General features: G+C 69.9%; 19 protein-coding genes and 1 pseudogene. 14 read left to right on the forward strand and 6 right to left on the reverse strand.

What is annotated here, in order from left to right:
* The 5 genes from R4I43_RS27060 (at position 1) to R4I43_RS27080 (ending at position 4,871) form a co-directional block, all read left to right on the forward strand.
* Positions 1-1,215, forward strand: coding sequence for an acyl-CoA dehydrogenase family protein (locus R4I43_RS27060; protein WP_324268511.1), 1,215 nt, complete (start codon positions 1-3; stop codon positions 1,213-1,215).
* A gap of 173 nt (positions 1,216-1,388) precedes the next feature.
* Complete coding sequence (fabG, locus tag R4I43_RS27065; protein ID WP_324268512.1) at positions 1,389-2,144, forward strand: 3-oxoacyl-ACP reductase FabG; 756 nt, start codon at positions 1,389-1,391, stop codon at positions 2,142-2,144.
* A complete protein-coding gene (locus R4I43_RS27070; RefSeq protein WP_324268513.1) occupies positions 2,141-3,328 on the forward strand; it encodes an acyl-CoA dehydrogenase family protein in 1,188 nt (395 codons plus the stop codon). Before fabG ends, R4I43_RS27070 begins: the two co-directional genes overlap by 4 nt.
* Positions 3,325-4,422, forward strand: a complete 1,098-nt coding sequence (locus R4I43_RS27075; RefSeq protein ID WP_324268514.1) for an acyl-CoA dehydrogenase family protein — start codon at positions 3,325-3,327, stop codon at positions 4,420-4,422. The genes R4I43_RS27070 and R4I43_RS27075 overlap by 4 nt, the downstream gene beginning before the upstream one ends.
* Positions 4,419-4,871 (forward strand): MaoC family dehydratase, encoded by a 453-nt coding sequence (locus tag R4I43_RS27080; RefSeq protein WP_324268515.1) that lies wholly within the window; start codon positions 4,419-4,421, stop codon positions 4,869-4,871. Before R4I43_RS27075 ends, R4I43_RS27080 begins: the two co-directional genes overlap by 4 nt.
* Before the next feature lie 58 nt (positions 4,872-4,929).
* On the opposite strand, the gene R4I43_RS27085 is transcribed toward R4I43_RS27080, so the two are convergent.
* From R4I43_RS27085 to R4I43_RS27105, 5 genes are all read right to left on the reverse strand, one after another.
* Entirely contained in the window at positions 4,930-6,486 is a 1,557-nt protein-coding gene (locus R4I43_RS27085; protein ID WP_324268516.1) for an AbgT family transporter, read from the reverse strand.
* Between the two features lie 97 nt (positions 6,487-6,583).
* Complete coding sequence (locus tag R4I43_RS27090) at positions 6,584-7,201, reverse strand: TetR/AcrR family transcriptional regulator (RefSeq protein ID WP_324268517.1); 618 nt, start codon at positions 7,199-7,201, stop codon at positions 6,584-6,586.
* Between the two features lie 32 nt (positions 7,202-7,233).
* Positions 7,234-8,010, reverse strand: coding sequence for an SDR family oxidoreductase (locus tag R4I43_RS27095; RefSeq protein ID WP_324268518.1), 777 nt, complete (start codon positions 8,008-8,010; stop codon positions 7,234-7,236).
* 1 nt (position 8,011) lies between these two features.
* On the reverse strand, positions 8,012-8,764 hold the full coding sequence (locus R4I43_RS27100) for an SDR family oxidoreductase (RefSeq protein WP_324268519.1): 753 nt from the start codon (positions 8,762-8,764) through the stop codon (positions 8,012-8,014).
* Between the two features lie 17 nt (positions 8,765-8,781).
* Positions 8,782-10,452: an AMP-binding protein gene (locus R4I43_RS27105; RefSeq protein WP_324268520.1), complete on the reverse strand. Its 1,671-nt coding sequence runs from the start codon at positions 10,450-10,452 to the stop codon at positions 8,782-8,784.
* Positions 10,453-10,710: 258 nt separating this feature from the next.
* Here R4I43_RS27105 and R4I43_RS27110 point away from each other — a divergent pair, with 258 nt between their 5' ends.
* Both R4I43_RS27110 and R4I43_RS27115 read left to right on the forward strand, forming a co-directional pair.
* Entirely contained in the window at positions 10,711-11,295 is a 585-nt protein-coding gene (locus R4I43_RS27110; protein ID WP_324268521.1) for a DNA-binding protein, read from the forward strand.
* 34 nt (positions 11,296-11,329) lie between these two features.
* On the forward strand, positions 11,330-11,986 hold the full coding sequence (locus R4I43_RS27115; RefSeq protein ID WP_324268522.1) for an RES family NAD+ phosphorylase: 657 nt from the start codon (positions 11,330-11,332) through the stop codon (positions 11,984-11,986).
* A 93-nt stretch (positions 11,987-12,079) separates the two neighbouring features.
* On the opposite strand, the gene R4I43_RS27120 is transcribed toward R4I43_RS27115, so the two are convergent.
* On the reverse strand, positions 12,080-13,054 hold the full coding sequence (locus R4I43_RS27120; protein WP_324268541.1) for a TerC family protein: 975 nt from the start codon (positions 13,052-13,054) through the stop codon (positions 12,080-12,082).
* Positions 13,055-13,730: 676 nt separating this feature from the next.
* Here R4I43_RS27120 and R4I43_RS27125 point away from each other — a divergent pair.
* The 7 genes and pseudogenes from R4I43_RS27125 to R4I43_RS27155 all read left to right on the forward strand — a co-directional run bounded on the left by R4I43_RS27125 (position 13,731) and on the right by R4I43_RS27155 (position 22,151).
* Positions 13,731-16,349, forward strand: a complete 2,619-nt coding sequence (locus R4I43_RS27125) for an alpha/beta fold hydrolase (RefSeq protein WP_407691321.1) — start codon at positions 13,731-13,733, stop codon at positions 16,347-16,349.
* Positions 16,346-17,278 carry an ABC transporter permease gene (locus R4I43_RS27130; protein ID WP_407691319.1) on the forward strand — a complete coding sequence of 311 codons (933 nt, stop codon included), beginning with the start codon at positions 16,346-16,348 and terminating at the stop codon, positions 17,276-17,278. Before R4I43_RS27125 ends, R4I43_RS27130 begins: the two co-directional genes overlap by 4 nt.
* Positions 17,279-17,451: 173 nt before the next feature.
* Entirely contained in the window at positions 17,452-18,360 is a 909-nt protein-coding gene (locus R4I43_RS27135; protein ID WP_324268524.1) for a LysR family transcriptional regulator, read from the forward strand.
* Between the two features lie 204 nt (positions 18,361-18,564).
* Positions 18,565-19,536, forward strand: a pseudogene (locus R4I43_RS27140) (CaiB/BaiF CoA transferase family protein); the annotation flags it as partial.
* Positions 19,537-19,678: 142 nt separating this feature from the next.
* Positions 19,679-20,452, forward strand: a complete 774-nt coding sequence (locus tag R4I43_RS27145; RefSeq protein ID WP_324268525.1) for a crotonase/enoyl-CoA hydratase family protein — start codon at positions 19,679-19,681, stop codon at positions 20,450-20,452.
* Entirely contained in the window at positions 20,449-21,198 is a 750-nt protein-coding gene (locus tag R4I43_RS27150) for an acetoacetate decarboxylase (RefSeq protein ID WP_324268526.1), read from the forward strand. Before R4I43_RS27145 ends, R4I43_RS27150 begins: the two co-directional genes overlap by 4 nt.
* Entirely contained in the window at positions 21,195-22,151 is a 957-nt protein-coding gene (locus R4I43_RS27155) for a 3-hydroxyacyl-CoA dehydrogenase NAD-binding domain-containing protein (RefSeq protein ID WP_324268527.1), read from the forward strand. Before R4I43_RS27150 ends, R4I43_RS27155 begins: the two co-directional genes overlap by 4 nt.
* The last annotated feature ends 5 nt before the right edge of the window (positions 22,152-22,156 follow it).

A 22,156-nucleotide genomic window follows, 5' to 3' on the forward strand; every position in this document is an offset into this window, starting at 1 on the left:
ATGGAATTCGCGTTCGACGCCAAAACCCAGGAGCTGCAGGGCGAGCTGCTGGAGTTCATGGATTCGCACATCTACCCGGCCGAGCCGGTGTTCGCCCAGCAGCTCGACGAGGCGCCGGACCGCTGGTCGGCGCACCCGCCGATCATGGAGGAGCTCAAGGTCGAAGCGCGGAAGCGCGGGCTGTGGAACCTCTTCCTGCCCGGTGAGCACGGCGCCGGGCTCACCAACCTGCAGTACGCGCCGCTGTGCGAGATCATGGGCCGTTCCGGAGCTCTGGCGCCCGAAGCCACCAACTGCGCCGCGCCGGACACCGGGAACATGGAGGTGCTGGCGCAGTTCGGCACCGAGGCCCAGCAGAAGCAGTGGCTGCAGCCGCTCCTGGACGGCGAGATCCGGTCGGCGTTCTGCATGACCGAACCCGAGGTCGCCTCCTCCGACGCGACCAACATCGGCACCCGGATCACCCGCGACGGCGACCACTACGTCATCAACGGGCGCAAGTGGTTCTCCTCCGGGGCGATGAGCCCGCGCTGCAAGATCCTGATCGTGATGGGCAAGACCGATCCGGACGCCGAGCGGCACCGCCAGCAGAGCCAGGTGCTGGTGCCCAAGGAGACCCCGGGCGTCGAGATCAAGCGCAGCATGCACGTGTTCGGCTACGACGACGCCGACCACGGCGGTCACGCCGAGGTCGTGTTCAACGACGTGCGGGTGCCGGTGGAGAACGTCATCTCCGGTGAGGGCGAAGGCTTCGCGATCGCCCAGGCGCGGCTCGGCCCGGGCCGCATCCACCACTGCATGCGCGCCATCGGCATGGCCGAGCGGGCGCTGGAGCTGATGTGCCGGCGCACCTCCGAGCGCGTGGCGTTCGGCAAGCCGCTGGCCGAGCAGGGCGTGGTGCAGCACTGGATCGCCGAGTCCCGCGTCAAGATCGAGCAGGCCCGGCTGCTGGTGCTCAAGACCGCGTGGCTGATGGACACCGTCGGCAACCAGGGCGCGCACACCGAGATCCAGGCCATCAAGGTCGCGGTCCCGGAGATGACGACCTGGGTCATCGACCGCGCCATCCAGGCCCACGGCGGTGGCGGCGTCTCCCAGGAGTTCCCCCTGGCCGCGCTCTACGCCCACGCCCGGACCCTGCACATCGTCGACGGCCCGGACGAGGTCCACCGCCGCTCCCTGGCCCGCCGCGAACTCCGCAAGTACAAGAAGTAACCCACCACCCCACTCCCCCGTTACCCCAACGAACCCCGACCCCACGCGGTGACTTGATTTCAGTGGAAACCGGGGACCCGATTTCCGCTGAAATCAGGAACCCGACTTCCGTTGAAATCGGATGCTCCGCCGGGGCGGGGGACCTGGAAGCAGAGCACAGCGAGGAGTTGTCCATGACTGAGAGTCGTGTCGCGATCGTCACCGGTGCCGCTCGCGGGATCGGCGCCGCCACCGCCAAGAGGCTGGCCGAGGACGGGTTCGCCGTCGGCGTCATCGACCTCGACGAGAAGCAGTGCGCCGAAACGGTTTCGGCGATCGAGGCCGGCGGCGGCAAGGCGCTGGCCGTGGGGGCCGACGTCGCCGACGCCGAGCAGGTGCAGGGCGCCGTCGACCGGGTCGCCGCCGAGCTCGGCTCCCCGACGGTGCTGGTCAACAACGCCGGTGTGCTGCGCGACAACATGCTGTTCAAGATGTCCGAGGACGACTGGGACACCGTGATGAACGTGCACCTGCGCGGCTCGTTCCTGATGGCCCGCGCGGTGCAGAAGCACATGGTGGAGGCCAAGTGGGGCCGCATCGTCAACCTGTCGTCGACCTCGGCGCTGGGCAACCGCGGCCAGGCCAACTACTCCACCGCCAAGGCCGGTCTGCAGGGCCTGACCAAGACGCTGGCGATCGAGCTGGGCAAGTTCGGCATCACCGCGAACGCCATCGCCCCGGGCTTCATCGCCACCGACATGACCAAGGCGACGGCCGAGCGCGTGGGCATGTCCTTCGAGGACTTCACCAACGCCGCGGTCTCGCAGATCCCGGTGGCGCGGGCCGGCAAGCCCGAGGACATCGCCAACACGGTCTCCTTCTTCGCCGACGAGCGCTCCGGGTTCGTCTCCGGTCAGGTCATCTACGTGGCCGGCGGACCGAAGGCATGAGCGCCGTGGACGCCACCGAGCTGCGCGGACGGGTCGAGGAGTTCCTGGCCGCGCACGACCCGAAGAGCACCAACCGGCTGGAGTACCTGCGCGCCCGGTTCGACGCCGGGCTGGCGTGGGTGCACTTCCCGGAGGGACTGGGCGGACTGGGTGCGGCCCGCGAGCTGCAGGCCGACGTCGACGCCGCGTTCGCCGAAGCGGGCGCACCGGACAACAACCCGCACCTGAACGTCATCGGCTTGGGCATGGCCGCCCCGACGATCCTGCGGTTCGGCAACGCCGAGCAGCACGAGCGCTTCCTCCGTCCGCTGTGGACCGGCGAGGAGATCTGGTGCCAGCTGTTCAGCGAGCCGGGCGCGGGCTCGGACCTCGCGGCGCTGTCCACCCGGGCGGTCCGCGACGGCGACGAGTGGGTCGTGGACGGGCAGAAGGTGTGGACGTCGCTGGCGCACCAGGCTCGCTGGGCGATCCTGGTGACCCGCTCCGACCCGGACCAGCCCAAGCACAAGGGCCTGACCTACTTCATCTGCGACATGACCGCACCGGGCGTCGAAGTCCGCCCGCTGCGGCAGATCACCGGTGAGGCCGAGTTCAACGAGGTCTTCCTGAGCGGGGTGCGCATCCCCGACTCGCAGCGGCTCGGCGAGGTCGGCCAGGGCTGGTCGGTGGCGCTGGGCACGCTGATGAACGAGCGCGTCGCCATCGGCGGTCGCACGCCCCCGCGCGAGAGCGGCCTGATCGGCGCCGCCGCCGAGCAGTGGCGGGAACACCCGGAGAAGCGCACGCCCGGTCTGCACGACCGGCTGCTGGAGCTGTGGGTGGAGGCCGAGGCGGTGCGGCTGACCAGCATCCGGCTGCGCCAGCAGATGGCCGTCGGGGAGCCCGGCCCGGAGGGGTCGGCGATCAAGTCGGCCTTCGCCGAGCTCAACCAGCGGCTCACCGGCTACCAGCTGGAGCTGCTGGGCGAGGAGGGGCTGGCCTACGACGACTGGACGTTCCGCCAGCCGGAGTTCGCCGACTTCACCAAGCGCGGCCCCGGTTTCCGCTACCTGCGGGCCAAGGGCAACACGATCGAGGGCGGGACCACGGAGATCCTGCGCAACGTCATCGCCGAGCGGGTCCTCGGGCTTCCGCCGGAGATCCGGACCGACAAGGACAAGCCGTGGAAGGAGCTGCCGCGATGACGGACCTGCTCTACACCGAGGTCGAGGAGGACCTGCGCTCCGGCGTGCGCCGGGTGCTGCGGGACCGCTGCGACTGGACGGCCGTCCTGGCCCGCGTGGAGACCGACGAGCCCTACGACCTGGACCTGTGGCGTTCGCTGGCCGGTGAGATGGGGCTGGCGGGCCTGCTGGTCCCGGAGGAGCTGGGCGGTGCCGGTGCGACCGCGCGCGAGCTGTCGGTGGTGGCCGAGGAGATCGGTCGCGCCGTGGCCCCGGTCCCGTTCCTGAGCACCGTGCTGGCCACCGCGACGCTGGCGGGCTGCGCGGAGAAGACCGTGCTGCCGCAGCTGGTGGACGGTTCGAAGGTGGGCACGCTCGCGGTCGGCCTGACCACGGTCCCGCACGCGCCGTTCCCGCAGTCGGTGAAGGCCGAGAACTCGGCGCTGACCGGCACGGTCTCGGCCGTGGTGGACCTGGAGGTGGCCGACCACGTGGTGGTTCCGGCCGTCGACACCGACGGTTCTGCGCTGTACCTGGTGGAGGCCGCGGCGGCGACCCGCACGCCGACGACGCCGCTGGACCTGACCCGCCGCTTCGGCGCGCTCGGGCTCGACGGCACCCCCGGCGAGCGCATCGCCTCGGGTGCGGAGGCGGAGCGGGTCCTGCGCCAGGCGCTGGTCACGGCGGCGGGGATGCTGGCCGCCGAGCAGGTCGGCCTGGCCCAGCACTGCCTGGACACCACCGTCGAGTACGGCAAGACCCGCTACCAGTTCGGCAGGCAGATCGGCTCGTTCCAGGCGATCAAGCACCGGCTGGCCGACCTGTGGACCAAGATCAGCATGGCTCGGGCGGTGTCCCGCAACGCCTCCGACGCGCTGGCCTCCGACGAGGAGCCGGAGCTGGCGGTGGCGATGGCCCAGGCCTACATCTCCGACCTGGTGGTCCGCGCCGCCGAGGAGCACCTGCAGCTGCACGGCGGCATCGGCATGACCTGGGAACACCCCGCGCACCTCTACCTGGGGCGCGCGAAGAGCTCGCAGCTGACCTTCGGCATCGCCGAGGCCCACCGCGCCCGGATCGCCGAACTCGTCGACCTTCCCGGAGGAAGCGCATGAAGGTTTTCGCCAGCAAGGAAGAGATCCTGGCCGCCAAGGGCGAGACGCTGGGCACCAGCGAGTGGCTGACCATCACCCAGGAGCAGGTCAACACCTTCGCCGACGCGACCCACGACCACCAGTGGATCCACGTCGACATCGAGAAGGCGGAGCAGGGACCGTTCGGCGGGCCGATCGCCCACGGCTTCCTGACGCTGAGCCTGCTGCCCAAGCTGAACTCGGAGACCTTCCGGGTCGACAACGTCAAGATGGGCATCAACTACGGGCTGAACAAGGTCCGCTTCCCCTCGCCGGTCCCGGTGGGTTCCCGGGTGCGTTCGACGACCGAGCTCATCGACGCCACCGAGATCGACGGCGGCCTCCAGCTCCAGGTGAAGGCCACGGTCGAGATCGAGGGTTCGGACAAGCCCGCCTGCGTCGCGGAGTTCCTCTCCCGCGTCCTGCTCTAGCAGCGCTTTTCGAGGTGGGGGACGTTTCCGCGGAAACGTCCCCCACCTCGTTCTCGCTTCACGGCCGGATGTGGATGCCCATGCCCGGCCCCAGCGGGAGGTCGGCGAAGTAGAAGACCGTCATGACCAGGGCCCACAGCAGCCAGAACGGGACCACGAACGGCACCATCCGGGCCACCAGGGTGCCGATGCCGGCGCTGGGTTCGTAGCGGCGCAGGTAGCCCAGGATGATGATCATGTACGGGTTCAGCGGCGTCATGATCTGCGTGGCGGAGTCGCCGACGCGGAACGCCGCCTGCGCGAAACCGGGCTCGAAGCCCAGCAGCGCGAACATCGGCACGAACACCGCGGCCATCAGCGTCCACAGGCTCGACCCGGAGATGATGAACAGGTTCAGCACCGAGGCCAGCAGCATGAACCCGAGGAACGCCGGGTAGCCGTCCAGGTGTATCGCCTGCAGCAGGTCCGCGCCCGAAACCGCCACCAGCGAACCGAGGTTCGTCCAGTTGAACAACGCGATGAACTGCCCGAGCATGAACGCCAGCACCAGGAACCCGGTGAGCTCGCGCAGCGCCAGCGCCATCAGCCTCGGCACGTCGGCGGCCTTGGTGATCGTCCCGGCCTTGGCGCCGTAGGCGATCGCCGGGACGGCGAAGCCGAGGAAGATCAGCGTGGTCACCGAGTCCATCAGCGGTGAGTCCGGCAGGAAACCGCCCTCGGAGTTGGCCAGCGGTGAGTTCGGCCAGAGCACCAGAAGCAGCACCAGCGCGGTCGCCACCAGGAACGACACCCCGGCCCACACCAGGCCTCGGCGCTCGGCGGGTTCCAGCGCCACCCTGAGGTCGGTGTCCTGCTCGCCGTCCGCGGCTTCCCGGGGCACGCCGTTGCGGATCAGCCGCGGCTCGATGAGCCGGTCGATGAGGAACCCGGCCAGCAGCCCGAGCAGGACCGCCGAGACGATGTTGAAGTAGTAGTTCGACACCGGCGTGACCAGCGTGCCGGGGTTCGGCAGCGTCTCGGCGACCTTGTTGCTGATCCCGGAGAACAGCGCGTCCAGGCTGGTGACCAGGATCGACGTCGAGTACCCGGCGCCGGTCGCGGCGAAGCCGCCGAGCAGGCCGGCCACCGGGTGCCGACCGGCGGCCTTGAACACCAGCGCCGCCAGCGGCGGGATGATGATCATCGCCGAGTCGGCCATCACGCTCGCGCTGACCCCGACCATGCCCACCGCGTAGGGCAGCACCGAACCGCGCGCGCTGCCGAACGACGACCTGATCAGCGCGGTCAGCATGCCGGTGCGCTCGGCCAGGCCGACCGCGAGCATGATCGTGACGACCGTTTCCAGCGGCGGGAACCCGATGAAGTTCTCCGCCATCTTCGTGAACAGGAACTCCAGTCCCTCACCGGTGAAGGCGCCGCGGATCGGCGTGGCCTTCTCGGCACCGGGGATGGTGACCGTGACGCCGAACGCCGCGATCGCCGTCGAGACGACGGCCACCACCAGGAACAGGATCCCGAACAGGATGAACGGTTCGGGGAGCTTGTTGCCGATCCGCTCGATGAGGTTGAGCACGCGGTCCAGGCGCCGCGAACGCACCGCTTCGGTCTCGCTCAAAGGTCACTCCCGTCGGCCGCACGAGTTGCCAGCGGCAGCCAACCCCTCCGCACCCGATCCCCACAAGACCGCGCGCGAGAACGAAACAGGACGGAAACTACGGCCTCAGCGAGTCCAGCAGGAGATCGGCGAAGTGCTCACCGACCTCCTGCCCGGACAGCTTGCCGTCCTCCCGGAACCAGGTGCCGAGGTGGTGCACGGCGCCGAAGAAGAAGTCCACCACCAGGTCCGCCGACTTGTCGGTGCGGAACACCCCGGTCTTCTGGCCCTCCTCGATCAGCCCGCGCACCCGCTCGTGGTAGCGGCGGCGCTCGGCGCGCACCTCGGCCTGCTTGTCGGCGTGCAGCAGGTGCATCGACCGGAAGAAGATGATCGTGTCCTCCAGGTTGGCCGCCGTGGTGGCCACGACGTCCGAGGCCGCCGCGTGCAGCCGTTCCTGGACCGGGGAGTCGCTCTCGGCCGCGCTGTCCAGCCTCGCCTGCTGGTCGCGCAGCACCCGGGCGTAGATCTCGTAGAGCAGGTCGTCCTTGGAGCCGAAGTAGTGGTACATCGCGCCCTTGGTGACGCCCGCGGCATCGACGATCTGCTGCACCGAAGTGGCTTCGAAACCCTGCTCGGCGAACAGCCGGGTCGCTACGGCCAGCAATCGCTGCGGAACCGGTTCCGTGCCCGCCCCCGCATCGGTGGACGTGCGTGCGTTTGCCGACCGCGCCATCATTCCTCCCTCGTCGATGCCCTCGCGCAAGCCTAGACGGGCCGCTGTTCGACCTTGCGCTGCAGCTTGCGCATCCCCGCCTGCCAGCGCTCCGGCTTGGCCGCCCGCAACGCGTAGTAGTCGGCGACCTCCGGGTGCGGCAGGATCAGGAACTCCTCACCACCCAGTTTCTCCGCCACCATCTCGGCGACGTCGGTGGCCTCGATGGCGCTGGCGCCCATCAGCAGCTGCCCGGTCTCGCCGGAGGCCGCCAGCAGCTGGGTGCGCACGCCCTGCGGGCACAGCGCCTGAGCGGTGACGCCCTTGTCCGCGTAGGTGATGTTGAGGTACTCGGCGAAGGCGACCGCGGCGTGCTTGGTCACCGAGTACGGCGCAGAACCCAGCATCGTGAGCAGCCCGGCGGCCGAGGCGGTACCGAGGAAGTGCCCCCTCCCCGCATCCAGCCAGTGCGGCAGCACCGCCCGGGCCGCGCGCACGTGGGACATCACGTTGACCTCCCACGACGCGGCCCAGGCGTCCTCGTCGGCCTCCGGGCCGCCGTCGCGGCCGATGCCGGCGTTGGCGCAGAACACGTCGATCCGGCCGTGCTCCGCCATCGCAGCGTCGACGAGCTCGGCCACGCCCTGCTCGCTCGCGGCGTCGCCGGGCACGGCGATGCCGCCGACCTCGCCGGCGACCTCGCGCACCGCGTCCGAATCGAGGTCGCCGAGCACGGTCCTCGCACCGAGCGCCGCGAACTTGCGGGCCATCGCGGCACCGATGCCGTTGCCGGCACCGGTGATGATCACGACCGAATCGGTCAGGTCCACCTCACATACCGCCCTTCAGCGTCGAACCGCCGTCGAGGACCAGGATCTGACCGGTGATCCAGGCGGCCTCCTCGGAGAGCAGGAACGCCGCCGCACCGGAGATGTCCGAGGGGATCCCCAGACGCCCCAACGGGTACCCGGCGGCGACCTCGGCCTCGTTGTCGGCGTAGAGGGCGGTGGCGAACTTGGTCTTGACCACGGCCGGCGCGATCGCGTTCACCCGCACCTTCGGGGCGAGCTCCACGGCCAGCTCCTGGGTCATGTGCGCCAGCATCGCCTTGGTGGCGCCGTAGAAGCCGATGCCGGGCGCGGGGTTGAGACCGGCCACCGAGGACACGTTGAGCACCGAACCGCCGTGCTCGGCCATCCCGGCCCGGTAGACCTGCTGGGTCCACGACAGCGCGGCGAGCACGTTGACCTGGAAGGTCTTCTGCGCGACGCCGTGGTCGAGGTCGATCATCGGGCCGTAGGCGGGGTTGATGCCGGTGTTGTTGACCAGCACGTCGACCCGGCCGAAGGCCTCCGTCGTCCTGGCGACCGCCTCGGCCTGGTGCTTGGGGTCGTCGGCCTTGCCCGCGATGCCCAGCGCGTTGTCCTTGCCGAGGCCCTCCACGGCTTCGGCCAGCGGTTCCGGCTTGCGCGCGGTGATGGTGACCTTGGCGCCCTCGGCGACCAGGCGCTCGGCGATGGCCAACCCGATGCCGCGACTGGCTCCGGTCACGATCGCCACTCGACCGTCGAAACGCTTGCTCAATGCTTCTTCCTTCCGTGTCAGTCGCCGGCGCGTGCCGTGTCGCGCAGTTGCCTGCGCAGGATCTTGCCGGTCGCGGTCTTCGGGAGTTCGTCGAGGATTTCGACGCTCCGCGGGTACTTGTAGGCGGCGAGCTGCTGCTTGCAGTGCTCGACGAGCTCCTCGCCGGTGACGCTGGCGCCGTGGGAGAGGCTGATGAACGCCTTCACCGTCTCGCCGCGGTAGGCGTCGGGAACGCCGACGACGGCGGCTTCGCGCACGGCCGGGTGCCCGTAGAGGACGTCTTCGACCTCCCTCGGCCACACCTTGAAGCCGGAGGCGTTGATCATGTCCTTCTTCCGGTCCACGACGTAGAACCAGCCCTGTTCGTCCATGAACCCCACGTCACCGGTGTGCAACCGGCCGCCCCGGATGGCGGCCTCGGTCTCCTCCGGCTTGTTCCAGTAGGCCGGGACCACCATCGGTCCCTCGATGACGATCTCACCGACCTCGCCGACGGGCAGGTCGGAGCCGTCCTCGTCGACCACCCGCAGCACGGTGTTGTAGGTGGGCACACCGACGGCGAGGGTGCCGGAGGCGGCGTCGACCGGGGCTTCCTTGCCGAGCGGGACGGAGGTGGCGGTCGCGCTGGTCTCGGTGAGGCCGTAGCCGTTGCGGATGTAGAGCCCGAAGCGCTCGCGGAAGGCCTCGACCACCGCCGAGGGCAGCGGGGCGCCGCCGGAGTGCACCATCTGCAGCGAGGCGAAGTGCTCGGCGGTGACCTCGGGGCGGTTCATCAGCGCCATGTAGGCGGTGGACGGGCCGACCATGAACGCGGGTCGGTGCTCGGCGAGGGCGTCGAGCACGACGCCCGGTTCGAACCGGTAGGCCATGTCGAGCTGGCGACCGGCGGCCAGCGCGGCGGCGAACTGCACGACCAGCCCGGTGATGTGGAACAGCGGTGCGAGCGCGAAGATCCCGCCGACGATGTCGCCGTCCAGCCGCAGCGCGGTGCCCTCGGCGTTGAACACGATGTTGCCGTGGGTGTTGGTGGCTCCCTTGGGGACTCCGCTGGTGCCCGAGGTGTAGACCAGCAGCGCGATGTCCGATGCGGACGGCGAGACCTCCGGCGGGCGCTTCCCCGAGTGCGCGCGGGCCACCGATAGCAGGTCGACGCAGCCCGCGGCCGGGCGTCGCTGCGACTTGGCGAACAGCCGCTGGTCGTGCCTGGTCTGCAGGTCGAGTTCGCTGGTGGTGATCGCGATGCCGATCTCCAGCGCCTCCGCCACGCTGCCGACGACGTCGTGCCAGCCCTGCTCGGAGGAGATCACGGCGGTCGGCCGGGCGTCGCCGAGGATCTTGGTGAGCTCGTGCGACCGGTACATCGGGTTGAGCGGGACGACGATGGCCCCGGCCTTCCACCCGGCCAGCACGGCGATGGCGAACTGCGGGACGTTCTGCAGGTAGACGGCGATCCGGTCGCCCCGGGCCACGCCGCTGTCCACGAGGTGGCAGGCCAGGCCGTTGCTGAGCTCGTCGAGCTCGGCGAAGGTCAGCCGCGCGTCGAAGTAGGTGAGCGCGATGTCGTCGGGGTGCTCGCGGACCGCGGCGGCGAAGAGCTCGACCATGTTGGCGTGCCTGGGCTCGATCTCGACGGGCAGATCGCCCTCGTAGAGCTTCAGCCACGGACGTTCGTCGTACACGCTGCCCAACGCGCCACCTCCACAGTGAGACCGACCAGTCGGTACGGCCAGTCAACGATCGATCGGCGCTCGCGTCAAGAGGCGATTTCGCCGACTGCTCGCAGTCGCCGCACCCCACCCGCCGGGCGATCGAGCACTCGGACGCCGCACCTCGGTGAATCCGGTCAGAGCAGCCGCACCGTCACCATCTGCAACAGCAGTGCTACGCGCGGTGGCTTCGCGCACGTTCGCGCACGCATTTCGTTCGCTCTGCGGTATCCTGGAAACATGTCAGCCGCGCTGGAGACCGTGTTGGCCCGGGCCGGTTTGAAGGTCACGGCCAACGAGTTCCTCAACCTCGTCGAGGACGCAGCCAAGAAGCTCACCTCGCCACAGGTCGACCCAGCCGCGCACTTCACCGAAGCGGAGCGCGACGCCCTCACCGGCGTCGGCCTGGACCTCAGCCCGCTGGGCGAGGGCGAGTCCGACCCCCGCGCGCGCACCGTCGCCGAGCAGACCGTGCTGCGCGACACCGCCCTGTCGGTCGGCCAGGCGGCCACCCGCATCGGCGTCGACACCAGCCGCATCCGCCACCGCATCGGCGAACGCCGCCTGATCGGCTGGAAGGACCGCGGCGGCTGGCGGCTGCCCGCGTGGCAGTTCAGCGACTCCGACGTGCTGCCCGGGCTCGACGTCGTGCTCGCGTGGATGCCGGCCGATCAGCCGGCGCTCGTGCTGGCGAACTTCATGACCACTCCCCAGGAAGATCTGGAGATCAACGAAAGACCGGTGAGTCCGCGGGAGTGGCTGCTGGCCGGAGGGGACCCGCAGCGGGTCGCCGACCTCGCCGCATCCATCGGCACCCCCGCCTGACCAGCCCCACCGCGACCACCACCTGGGACCACAATTGGCACGGCTACCCCAGCCGCCTGCTCCTGCAGCGCTGCAGGCGATCCTCCGCCGAACAGAGGACGTGATCGCGGTGCCCGCGGGCACCAGGCTCGCGCGCGTGTTCACCTCCGGCGGCAACCACCCGCAGCAGTGGAACAGCTTCCGCTACGCCGGTCCGCTGCCGCACGCGCGGTTCGACCCGCACCTGCCCAACTCGCAGGGCGGGCCGACGATCACCCGCGAGCACGGAGTCCTGTACTTCTCGCTGTCGGTGCAGACCTGCATCGCCGAGGTCTACCAGGCGACCTCCACAGTGGACCGCCGCACCCGCAGCCCGCACCTGGTGCTGTTCCGTCCACGCCGGACGCTGCGGCTGCTGGACCTCACCGGCCTCTGGCCCACCAGAGCCGGTGCCTCGCAGGCCATCAGCAGCGGCCCGAAGTCGCGCACCCAGGCGTGGGCGCGAGCCATCCGCGCGTCCTACCCGGAGCTCGACGGGCTCTGGTACCGCTCCGCGATGGACTCCGGCAAACCTTCGGTGTGCCTCTGGGACCCACCGGCCGACACGGCCCTGCCGGACTCCGCGGACGTCCTGCTCCCGCTGAGCCACCCCGGCCTGGACGTCCCCCTGGGACGGATCTGCCAAGAGCTCAGCTACACCCTCCTGGACTGAGCGCCCGGGTTCAGGGCGAAAACCGCGGTATTCGCCCCTGGAACGCGAGAATCCCCTCCGGACGGGTCCGGAGGGGATTCTGGAGAGCCGGTGTCAGCCCTGGTTGGCTTCCGCTTCGGCCTCGGCGGCGTCCCGCTTGGACTTGGCGAGGCTGGCCCAGGTGGTGATCGCCAGGGTCACCACGATGAAGCCCAGCGACATCCAGTTGTTGATCTCCGCCCACTCCGGCACCAGGTGGTACTCGTGGAAGGCGTGCAGGATCAGCTTCAGGCCGATGAAGCCGAGGATGACCGCCAGCCCGACCGACAGGTACACCAGCTTGTCCACCAGACCGCCGAGCAGGAAGTACAGCTGCCGCAGACCCATCAGCGCGAACGCGTTGGCGGTGAACACCAGGAACGGGTCCTGGGTGATGCCGAAGATCGCCGGGATCGAGTCGACCGCGAACAGCAGGTCAGCGCTGCCGATGGCCACGATGACCACGAACATCGGCGTCAGGTAGCGCTTGCCGTCGATCTTCACCGTCGACTTGGCGTCGTGGTAGTCGTCGGTCACCGGGAACACCTTGCGGACCCAGCGGACGAGCGCGTTCTCCTTGTACTCCTCTTCCTCGTCCTTCTTGCGGACCATGCTCACCGCGGTCCAGATGAGGAAGGCGCCGAAGATGAAGAACACCCACACGAACTGGGCGATCAGCGCCGCGCCGATGGCGATGAAGATGCCGCGCATCAGCAGCGCGAGCAGGATGCCGATCAGCAGCACCTTGTGCTGGTGGATCGACGGCACCGCGAAGCTGGACATGATCACCATGAAGATGAACAGGTTGTCCACGCTCAGCGAGTACTCGGTGATGTAGCCGGTGAAGTACTCGATGGCGAAGTGCTGGTCGCCGAAGATCCAGACACCGATGCCGAACAAGATCGCGCAGCCGATGTAGAAGGTGACCCACTTCGCGGCCTCGCCGGTGGTCACCTCGTGCGGTTTGCGGTCGACGATCACCAGGTCGAGCAGCAGCAGAAGGGCGAGTCCGCCCAACGTGGCTGCCCACACCCACCAGTGCACGTGCATCGTGTCGACTGCGGGCTGCTGCGCAGGGGCCGCGAGCAGCATCAGGTCGGCACCCATCAATCACCTCCGGTTCAGGGCGAACACGTCCGGGACCGGAGGTCTCTTCCACCGATCTTTTTTATCGGCCGACGGCACCGGGCTTGACCAGGCAAGTTCCGTGATGACGACACCGTCGCGAAGGAATACTCCCCTCCACCACTTGCCAAGATTGTCACGTATGCCGGGGTCATCGCACCAGGCGGGGTGACCACTCGCACTGAAAGTCACGGATCGAACCTAGGTGGCACCGCAGAACGGGGCAATGCGAGCGGTGTGGACTGGGCGAACCGGAGGCGTTGCGCTCCCGTCGTTGATCGCTACCATCGCGTGGGCTCGATCACTCGGGCACCGCACGCGGGGATGCGGCGGAGACCACACGACCACGGGCACGACGAGGTGTCCGATTGCGCTTTGGTCTCTGGTTCATAGCGTCTTGCCTTCCCCCCGCGTCTGGATGGAACCGGTGCCGCTCCGTTCACCTACTGTCAATGGCGTGTCCGCCTCTCCCCGTCGCCGCACCGGTCTGGCCCTGCTCGCCCTGCCCTGCATCCTCTTAGTGGTGCTGGGGGCGTTCCTGTGGTCCGGTCAGGTCCAGCCGCCGCAACCGGCGGCGCAGCCACCGGCGCCGAGGCAGGCGATGGTCGACGTGCTCGACGGCCCGGGTGGGACCGAGCGGGTGCAGATCGACGTCACCCTGCACTCCCCCGTCGACACCCCGGCGCCGGCGATCCTGCTGGCGCACGGCTTCGGCGGCAGCAAGGCCGACACCGACGAGCAGGCCCGCGAACTCGTCCGGCGCGGGTTCACGGTGCTGACCTACTCGGCGCGCGGTTTCGGCCGCAGCACCGGGCAGATCGCGCTGAACTCCCCCGAGTACGAGATCGCCGACGCCCGGCAGCTGCTGGACTGGATGGCCCGCCAGCCCGAGGTGCTGCGCGACCGCGACGGCGACCCGCGCGTCGGCGTCACCGGCGCCTCCTACGGCGGCGCGCTGGCGCTGATGCTGGCCGGGACCGATCCGCGGGTCGACGCGATCTCGCCGGTGATGACCTACAACGACCTCGGGCAGGCGCTGCTGCCCAACAACGCCAGCCAGGTCCGCATCGGCGGTGCCACCCCGGCAGGCGGGTCGTTCAACCCGGACGGCGTGTTCAAGCAGGCCTGGACCGGGCTGCTGTTCTCCGCCGGCGGAGCTCCCAAGCCAGGGACGCCGTTGACCTGCGGGAACTTCATCCCCGCGGTGTGCGCGGCCTACTCCGAGGTGGCCCAGCACGGCCGGGCCGGGCAGCAGACGCTGGACCTGCTGGCCAAGTCCTCCCCCAAGGCCTACAACTCGAAGGTCACCCAGCCGACGCTGCTGGTGCAGGGCGAGCGCGACACGCTGTTCGGCCTCGACCAGGCCGACGCCAACGCGCGGCAGATCACCGCCGCCGGCGGCGAGGTCAAGACCATCTGGTTCGCCGGCGGCCACGACGGCGCCCCGCCCGGCCCCGAGGTGCGCGCGCAGGTCGCCGACTGGTTCGCCTTCCACCTCGGCGGTGTGCCGCCGGTGCCCGACCCGGGCACGGGTTTCCAGTTCGACATCGCCGGGCGGCCGCAGCGCGACGGCGACATCCCGGTGCGCACCATGACCGCGCCGAGCTACCCGGGGCTGCGCGACTCCCGGACTCCGCGCTTCTCGCTCCCGCTGGAGGGTCCGGTCACACCGGTGATCAACCCGCCGGGCGGTTCGCCAGCGGCCACCACCGCGCTGCCGGGCGCCGGTCAGGTGCTCGACGCGGCGGGCAGTCTCGGCCAGTCCCTGGCCCGCGACCTGCCCGGCCAGGTGGCGGTGTTCCGCACCCAACCGCTGGAGGAGCAGACGCTGATCTCGGGCACGCCGCGCACGCGGCTGGCGATCGCCTCGGTTCCGGGGCAGCCGCAGCCGACCGACGCGGTGCTGTTCGCCAAGCTCTACGACGTCGGCCCGGACGGGCAGCGGCAGCTGCTCGGCAACGCCGTGTCCCCGCTGCACATCACCGACGTGCCGCCGGACGGTTCTCCGGTCCAGTTCGACGTGGCGCTGCCCGGTGTCGTGCACCCGGTCGAGACCGGGCACCGCATCGAGCTCGCGGTGGCCACCACCGATCAGGCCTACGCGCTGCCGAGGGAGCCGTCGGTGCACCTGGTGGCGCTGGCCGACGACGGCACGGTGTCGATCCCGTCGGTGCGAGCGACGTCCTCCAGCGCCGGATCGGTGCCGGTGGCACCGCTGGTGGGCATCGGGCTGGTGTTCGCGCTGGCGCTGCTGCTGTGGGTCGTTTCGGTGATCCGCCGCAAGTTCCACGACGACCCGGACCCGCGGCTGGCCGAGACGCCGCTGGTGATCTCCGGGCTGACCAAGTCCTACCCGGGCAAGAAGGCCGCGGTGGACGACCTGACGATCCAGGTCGATCGCGGTCAGATCGTCGGCCTGCTGGGGCCCAACGGCGCGGGCAAGACCACCACGCTGCGGATGCTGCTGGGGCTGCTGCGGCCCACCCGCGGTGAGGTCCGGATCTTCGGGCACCGGCTGCACGCGGGCGCTCCGGTGCTGTCCCGGGTGGGTGCGCTGGTGGAGTCCCCGGGCTTCCTGCCGCACCTGTCGGGTCTGGACAACCTGAGGCACTACTGGGCGGCGACCGGCCGCCCGATGCTGCGGGCGCACCTGGACGAGGTGCTGCAGATCGCCGGTCTGGAGGCTTCCGCCAAGCGCAAGGTGCGCACCTACAGCCAGGGGATGAAGCAGCGGCTGGCGATCGCGCAGGCGATGCTGGGGCTGCCGGAGCTGCTGGTGCTCGACGAGCCGACCAACGGGCTGGACCCGCCGCAGATCCACCAGATGCGCGAGATCCTGCGCCGCTACGCCGCGACCGGCCGCGCGGTGCTGGTCTCCAGCCACCTGCTCGCCGAGGTCGAGCAGACCTGCACGCACGTGGTCGTGATGCAGGGCGGCAAGCTGGTCGCCGAGGGCAGCGTCAGCGACATCATGGCGGTCAACGGCGAGGCCACCTTCCGGGTCGACGACCCGCAGGAGGCCGCCGAGGCGCTGCGCACCATCGAGGGGCTGGGCCTGGTCGAGGTCGAAGGCGACCTGGTGCACGCCGACCTCGCCGGCCACAAGGCGGCGGTGGCGGTGAACGTGCTGGTCGCAGCCGGTGTTTCGGTGCATCAGGTGGGACCGCGGCGCCGCCTGGAGGACGCCTTCCTGCAGCTCGTCGGAGAGGAACAGCGGTGAGCGACGACGAAACCCCCACCTCCACCGAGGTGGCCCTGCCGGAGAAGGAGACCGCGCTGGTGCGCGCTCCGCAGCTCGGCGTCCCGAACGGCGACGGCGCCGTCGAGGGCTACTCGGCCAAGCGCACGCTGCCGATGCGGGTGGAGCTGGCCCGCCAGCTGCGACGGGTCCGCACCCGGCTCACGCTGGCGTTCCTGGTGCTGCTGCCGCTGCTGCTGCTCGCGGCGTTCGAGCTCGGCGAGGACGACTCGCGCGGCGGGCGGACCTTCGCCGACATGGCCACCGCCAGCGGCCTGAACTTCGCGGTGTTCACGCTGTTCGCCTCGACCGGTTTCCTGCTGGTCGTGGTGGTGGCGCTGTTCTTCGGCGACACCGTGGCCAGCGAGGCGTCCTGGTCGAGCCTGAAATACCTGCTGGCCGCGCCGGTTCCGCGGATCCGGCTGCTACGGCAGAAGGCGAAGGTCGCCGCGCTGCTGTCGGTGCTCGGCATCGTCCTGCTGGTCGGGGTGGCGCTGGCGGTGGGCGTGTTCTGGTTCGGCACCGGCGACCTCATCAGCACCACCGGTGAGGCCCTGACGTTCCCGCGCGGGGTGCTGAGCCTGGGCGCCGCGACGCTCTACGTCGCGATCCACCTCAGCTGGATCGCCGGACTGGCCTTGTTCCTCAGCGTCAACACCGATGCTCCGCTGGGCGCGGTCGGCGGCGCGGTCCTGATCTCCATCCTCTCGGAGATCATCGACCAGATCTCCGCCCTGGGCGACCTCCGCAACTACCTGCCCACCCACTTCTCCACGGCCTACTCGGACCTGCTCAGCGAGGACGTCGACCCGTCGTCGATGATCACCGGCTGCTTCTCGGCCCTCGCCTACGCCGCGGTCTTCACTACCCTCGCCATCTGGCGCTTCAACCGCAAGGACATCACCAGCTGACGGTTCCCTCCCGCACCTGCGTTTCCCCGATTACCGCCGTATTCAGGAACCCGATTACGGCGGTAATCCGGGTCCTGAATACGGCGGTAATCGGGTTCTCCCTGGTCGCGGGCGGACCCGGGTGGGTGGTGTGGCGTAGCGGGTTGGGCCTGGCGGCGTAATGTTGTTGAACGATGGAGATCTTTCATCTTCGGTACTTCGTGGCCGTGGCGGAGAAGCTGAGCTTCTCCGGTGCCGCGCGGTCGTTGCACATGGCGACCTCGCCGTTGAGCCAGCGGATCCGGGACCTGGAGCGCGAGCTCGGAACGGTGCTGTTCGAGCAGGATTCGCACCACGTGCAGCTGACCGAGGCCGGGACCGCGCTGCTGCCGATCGCGCGGGAGGCGCTCGGCAAGTTCGACGATGTGCCGTGGCGGCTGCGGGAAGCGATCGGGCGGCGACGACCGGTCGTCTACCTCGGGGTCCCGCCGGGCCTGCACTCGACGTTGCGGGAGCGGCTGACCGAGTTCACCCGTCGCTGCGCCGAGGTCTGCGAGCTCAAGCGTTGGCCGGGCGGCAGCCGCGAGCTGCTGCTCGGCGTGCAGCGCGGTGAGCTGGCGATGGCCCTGGTGCACCTGCCGGTGCACGCCGAGGGGATCGAGGTCTTCGAGCTGATGCGCGAGCCGCTGGGCGCGGTGCTGCCGGCCGCGGAGTTCGCCGGCCGCGAAGCGGTGTCGCTGCACGAGCTGGTCGGGCTGACCTACGTGCGCCCGTCGGCGCGGATGCTGCCGGACTACTGGGACGAGCTGGAGGCGCGCCTGAGCGCCGCCGGGATCCACCGCCGGATGACGCTGGACACCGGTGACTACAGCAGCACGGCGGAGGTCATCGCCAACGGCGGAGCATTCGCGATTTCGATGCTGGACCCGAAAAGCGGAATGCAGAAACTGCGCGACGAAAGCATCGCCGTGCTCCCCATTCAGGACTTCTCACCCCATCTCGCAACCGGCCTGATCTGGCGGCAGGACCGCACTCAAGAGCAGCCTGAGCTGCAGAAACTCATCTCCGCCGCACGAGGGACATTGGCGGATACCGCGGCGTGACCGCTGTGGTCACGCCGTTGTTCGCGATACGGTTCCACTGATCAATTGAACACCGCTCCACTGCAGGCCTAACGTAGTTAGCGAAGCAAATGAGTCGATTCGGGACAATTTCCCGACGCACAAGGAGTGGTGATGGCAACCCCTGCCGACAACGCCTCCGGCCCGCTGGCCGGCGTGCGTGTCATCGACATGGCGACCGTGGTCATGGGCCCGTACGCCGCCCAGATCCTCGGTGATCTCGGCGCCGACGTGATCAAGATCGAGTCGCCGAAGGACACCGCGCGGCTCGGCAACATTCACCGCACCCCCGGCATGACGCCGCTGGCGATGAACGTCAACCGCAACAAGCGCAGCGTCGCGCTCAACCTCAAGGACGAAGCGGACGCCCAGCGCGCCCGCGACCTCATCGGCACCGCCGACATCCTGATCACCAACATGCGGATCAACGCGCTGCGCAGGCTGGGCATGGACCACGACAGCCTCGCCGCCGACAACCCGCACCTGATCTACACCCACGCCCAGGGCTTCCGCCCGGACTCCGACCGCGCCGAGCTCGCCGCCTACGACGAGACCGTGCAGGCCGCCTCCGGACTGCTCGACCTCGCCCAGCGCGCCGGCGACATCGGCAAGCCCGTGGTGCTGCCGAGCATCTTCGCCGACAAGGTCGCCGCGCTGACCATCGTCTACTCGGCGCTGGCCGCCCTGGTCCACCAGCGCGCGACCGGCAAGGGCCAGCTCGTCGAGGTGCCGATGGCCGACACGATGCTGGCGTTCAACCTGGTCGAGCACCTGCAGGGCCGGATCTTCGAGCCACCGCAGACCGAGACCGGCTTCCCGCTGTCGATGAACACCGGACACCGCGCCCGTCCCACCAAGGACGGCTACGCGATGATCATGCCGTACTCGCCGGAGAACTTCCGCGACCTGTTCACCGCCGCCGGACGCCCCGACCTGGCCGCCGATCCGCGCCTGAGCGGTGACTACATCGACGCCCGCGAGCACGGGACCGCCCTGGTCGAGCTGATGGAGGCGGTGACGCCGAACCTGACCACCGCCGAGTGGATCCAGGTCTGCACCGAGTGCAGCATCCCGGTCGGCCCGGTCCTGCGGCTCGACGAGGCCGCCGACGACTCCTACGTGCAGGAAGCCACCTGCTCGACGTCGCCGAGCACCCCACCGAAGGCACCTACCGCCAGGTGGGCGTCCCGATGCAGTTCTCGGCCACCCCGGCCTCGATCCGGCTGCACCCGCCGATCCCGGGCCAGGACACCGACGACGTCTTCGCCGAGATCGACGAGCACCACGAGGGGAACGCGGCATGAGCACTCCGAACACGGCCGTGCAGACCGAGACGCGCGGCAACGTCCTGATCATCACCTTCAACCGGCCCGAGGCGCGCAACGCGGTCAACGCCGACGTCGCGCACGGCATCGCCGCCGCCGTCGACGAGCTCGACGGCAACCCCCAGCTGCGGGTGGGCGTGCTGACCGGCGCGGCCGGCACCTTCAGCGCCGGCATGGACCTCAAGGCCGCCGCGCGCGGCGAGTCCCCCAGCGTCGGTGACCGCGGATTCGCCGGGATCACCGAGTTCGACAACGCCAAGCCGCTGATCGCCGCCGTAGAGGGCTTCGCGATGGGCGGCGGGTTCGAGCTGGCGCTGGCCTGCGACCTGGTGGTCGCGGCCTCGGGCGCGAAGTTCGCGCTGCCGGAGGTCAAGCGCGGGCTGATCGCCGGTGGCGGCGGAGCGATCCGGCTGCCCAAGCGGATCCCGCACCACCTGGCCCTGGAGCTGCTGCTGACCGGCCGCACCATCGGCTCCGACCGCGCCGCCGAGCTGGGCCTGGTCAACCGGGTCGCCGCCGACGGCGGTGCGCTGGAGGCCGCGCTCGAGCTGGCCGAGGAGCTGACCGCCAACGCGCCGCTGGCGCTGGCCGCGGTCAAGCAGGTCGTCCGGCACTCCGACCGGTTGCCCGAGCCGGAGGCCTTCGCCGCCCAGCGCCGCGAGATCCGCGGGCTCTCCGAGTCCGCCGACTTCGCCGAAGGCGTCCGGGCGTTCACCGAGAAGCGCGCACCGAAGTGGACGGGACAGTGAACAGCGAAGAGATCCTGCGCCGCGTGGCGACCCCGCTGGGCGCCCCGGCCTACGCACCGGCGGTCGCGCGGTTCACCGACCGCGAGTACCTCAACATCGTCTACCGCACCGACCCCGAGGCGCTGCGCGCGGTCGTTCCCGAACCGCTGGAGTTCGACGAGCCGCTGGTGCGCTTCGAGATCATGAACATGGGCGAGGTCACCTCGTTCGGCCCGTACGTCGAGGCGGGGCAGGCGATCCCGGTGCGCTTCGGCGAGGAGCGCGGCGAGTACCTGCACGCGATGTACCTGAACAACTTCCCCGCCACCGCCGCCGGCCGCGAGGCCAGCGCCTACCCGAAGGTGATGGGCGAACCGGCGCTCCGGGTCGACAACTCCGCGCTGGTGGGGACGCTGGACTACGGCTCGGAGCGGATCGCGACCGCGACGATGGGCTACAAGTGGTTCCCGATGGATCTCGCCGCCGCCGAGGCCGAGATCACCGTGCCCACGTTCATGCTCAAGCTCGTCCCGGGCTACGACCACCGGCCGCGGATCGCCGAGCTGGTGCGCACCCGCATCACCGACATCACCGTCAAGCAGGCCTTCACCGGACCCGCGCGGTTGCAGCTGTTCGAGCACGCGCTGGCGCCGCTGGCCGACCTGCCGGTGCGCGAGGTCATCTCGGCCAGCCACATCATCACCGATCTCACGCTGTCGGGAGTCGAACCCGTCCACGACTACCTGGCGGGGAGGAAGCAGTCATGAATCCGAAGTGGACGAACGTCGCGGTGGTGGGCGCCGGGACCATCGGCCTGGCCTGGGCGGCGCTGTTCGCCAACGCGGGCCTGCAGGTCCGGGTCACCGACCCGCGCGACGACCTCGACGAGGCCATCGACGACGCCCTGCCGATGCTCGCCGAGAGCATCCCGGGAGCCGAGGTCGCCGAGCTGCGCAACCGCATCGACGCCACCGACGACCTGGCCAAGGCGGTGGAGAACGCGCAGCTGGTGCAGGAGAACGGCCCGGAGCGCCTGGAGTTCAAGCAGCAGCTGTTCGCCGAGATCGCCCGGCACGCGCCCGGCGAAGCGATCCTGGCCTCCTCCAGCTCCGGGATCGTGGCCTCCGCGATCGCCGCCGAACTGCCCGAGGAGGTCGCCGCTCGGCTGCTGATCGCCCACCCGTTCAACCCGCCGCAGGTCGTGCCGCTGGTGGAGATCGTGCCCGGCACCACTGCCGAGGCCGTCGTGCAGGAGGCCATCGCCTTCTACCGCGACCTGGGCAAGACACCGGTGCGGATCCACAAGGAGGTCGACGGTTTCGTCGCCAACCGGCTGCAGAGCACCATCCTGCGCGAGTCGATCTCGCTGGTGCAGCAGGGCGTCGTCTCCGCCGAGGAGCTCGACACCGTGGTGAAGGCGTCGCTGGGCGGCCGCTACGCGACCATCGGCCCGTTCGAGAGCTTCCACCTCGGCGGCGGCCCCGGCGGCATCCGGCACATGATGGCCCACCTGGGCGTGGGCATGGCCGACCGCTGGGCCGAGCTGGGTCGGCCGGAGCTCGACGAGCCCACCATCACGTCGATCGTCGAGCAGACCGAGGCCGCCTACGGCGCGGGCCCGGAGGCCTACCGCGAACGCGCGCGCATCCGCGACCGCAAGCACAACGCACTCAACAACGCCCTGTTCGGAATCGAAACAGGCGCGGACGCAACGAACTGACGAGG

Origin of the sequence: Saccharopolyspora mangrovi, assembly GCF_035320975.1 — a bacterium.
GTDB lineage: Bacteria > Actinomycetota > Actinomycetes > Mycobacteriales > Pseudonocardiaceae > Saccharopolyspora > Saccharopolyspora mangrovi.